A 2,761-nucleotide genomic window follows, 5' to 3' on the forward strand; every position below is an offset into this window, starting at 1 on the left:
ATGCACCTCACGGTGCGGCTGCCGGGCGAGTACGCCGATGCCCGCATCGCCGCCGCCGCGCTGCGCCACGGCATGGCACCTGCCGCCTTGTCGAGCTTCGCGCTGCAGCCGTCGGCCGACGACAACGGGCTCGTGCTCGGGTATGGCAACACGCCGGCGGAGCGCTTCGAGCCGCTGGTCAGGAAGTTGTCGCAGCTGACGCGTACGAAGGCATAGCGCACGGCAACTCTCGCTGCGCACGAAACGGCTCTGCACATTCAGGATTTGCAAGCGGTCCGTATGGCCACTACCGATGCGGTGAGGGGCTTGCTCTACTGCGACCCCCATCGCCCTGTTGCGCTGCAACACCCCTCCTGTGCCGCCCCCCCGCTCTCCTTCGCGCCCGCTGCAACGCGCCACGCTGCTCACCACCCTGATTGCGCTGTTGTTCCAGCCAACCGCCTTGCACGCGGAGATCCAGGTCGCGAACGGCTTCCAGGATCCGGTGTTCACGAACTGGATCAACGACCATGTCGACATCCTCTTCGGGGCCGGACCGGTGAGTATCCAGCGCCAGACATGCGCCGTCGGCGGCCAACCGATCTGGGCTCCGTTCGCCTACCGCGACTACCCCGGCGACATCATCGTCGGCTGCGCGTACAACGTCGCCGATGCCACGACCCAGGTGCTCGCGAAGGTCGACGCTCAATTGCGCAAGGCCGCGGTGTCCAGCCGAACCGACAAGTTCTACGCACTGCGGTACTCGACACTCGTCGTGCTGCAGAACAGCGACACCGCGGCGGTCTACGGCCGAGTCAAGATCGCTCCGTTGGCAACGGACCGGAACACGCCGGACGATGTTCCCCCAGGCGATTGCAGCGACACATCGAGACCCGTGGCCGGCGACCCGATCGTGGTCGCTACGGGCCAGAGCTTCCAGGTGGCCGCCGACTACCGGTCACCGCGTTCGAACGGCCTGAGCTTCCAACGCTTCCACGACAGCGCGAACAGCGCCGAAGGCACCCTGGGCGTCGGCTGGCGCCACAGCTTTTCCCGCCGCATCGAGGCCTTTCCTTCGAAGGATGCTCCGACGCAAGTCCATGTCATTCGCGACAGCGGCAAGCTGGTTCGCTTCGTGGCGGCGAATGGCGAATGGAAGGCCGATGCGACGGAGCCATCGACACTCGAGACGCTGCCGGACGGCTGGCGCTACCGATCGGAAGCGAACGAACTGGAAACCTACGATGCCCAAGGCCGGCTGCTGGGCGTCACCTCGGCGAGCGGCTACGCGACTCGCGTCACGCTCGATTCAGCGGGGCGCTTGGCAACGGTGGACGACACCTTCGGCCGCAGCCTCGCGCTCGGCTACGACGCCGACGGCCGGCTCGCCTGGCTGCAAGACGTTGCAGGTGCGACGACGCGCTACGCCTACATCAGAACGAACGGGATCTCGACGCTGAGTCGCGTGGCCGACGCGGCCGGCGCCACCAAGGCCTACCTGCACGAGCTGAGCCGGTTCCCGGGCGCGCTCACGGGCCTGCAGGACCAGAATGGCGCCCGCCACGCCAGTTGGTCGTTCGACGACAGCGGACGCGCGACGAGTTCGGAGCTTGCCGGCGGTGTCGACCGAACCGTGCTGGCCTATGCGACGGGATCGACCACCGTGACCGATGCCCTGGGTGCGACCCGGTCACTGGGCTACCAGACGCTGGGCGGCGTGGCCTTCCTGAGCTCGGCCTCGCAGCCTGCCGGCAGCGGGTGTTCCGCCGCCACGCGCCGTTGGCTGCACGACAGCGCCGGCAATCTCGTCGAGAAGGATGACTTCAACCAGGCGCGCGTCTGCTTTGCCTACGACGACAGACATCGGCAGACCCGGCGCGTCGAGGGGCTGAGCACCTCGCACACCTGCGCGGGCACGCTCGCCGAGGATGCGGCGCTGCCCGAGAGCGCCCGCAAGTTCAGCCGGCAGTGGCACCCGGACTGGCGGTTCGAGACACGGCGTGCCGAGCCCGGCCGCATCGTGATCCGCATCTACAACGGCCAGCCCGATCCGTTCAACGGCCAGGCACCGGCGCGCTGCGCGCCGGCCGACGCGCTGCTGCCCGACGGCAAGCCGATCGCTGTGCTGTGCAAGCAGGTCGTGCAGTCCACCAACGATGGTGACGGGCACCTCGGTTTCAACGCGGCACTGTCATCGGAACCGGCTCGCATCACCCGCTGGACCTACAACGCGCTCGGGCAGGTGCTGACCGCAACCGAGCAGGGATCGGACGGTGAAACGACCACCTGGTACGTCTACTACGCCGACACCACCGCCGACCACACGCAGGGCGATCTTCAGCGCATCACCACGGCCGCCGGCGACGTGACGCAGTTCACCGCCTACAACCGCCATGGGCAGGTGCTGCAGCGCATCGCGCCCGACGGCAGCGTCACGAACAACTCCTACGACGCGATGCAGCGGCTGCTGAGCACGACGGTGGAAGGCGAAGAAGTCAGCTTCGCCTACGACCCGGTCGGCCAGTTGATCCGCATCGGCGATGGCGACGGCGGCTGGGTCGGCTATGCCTACGACGACGCGCACCGCCGGACCGCAGCCTTCGACCACCTCGGCCACCGCATTGGCTACCGGCTCGACGCCGCAGGCAACGTGACCGGGAAGACGGTCAACGACCCCGACGGCGTGCTGACCCGGCAGCTGGCCCGCAGCATCGATCTGCTCGGACGCGTGCAGCAGCAGGTGGAGCGGCCATGAGGACGATGCGAACGCTTCTCCCGGTTC

Annotated in this window: 1 protein-coding gene and 1 pseudogene; both read left to right on the forward strand. The window is 67.9% G+C overall.

The genetic code is table 11. The features are described 5' to 3' along the window. Positions 1 to 216: pseudogene (locus AC1D15_RS25605) on the forward strand (PLP-dependent aminotransferase family protein); the annotation flags it as partial. 208 nt (positions 217 to 424) lie between these two features. Beyond that, positions 425 to 2,734 (forward strand): DUF6531 domain-containing protein, encoded by a 2,310-nt coding sequence (locus AC1D15_RS25610; protein ID WP_477828205.1) that lies wholly within the window; start codon positions 425 to 427, stop codon positions 2,732 to 2,734. Positions 2,735 to 2,761: the final 27 nt, after the last annotated feature.

The organism is Rhizobacter sp. P2_H2 (assembly GCF_056403375.1).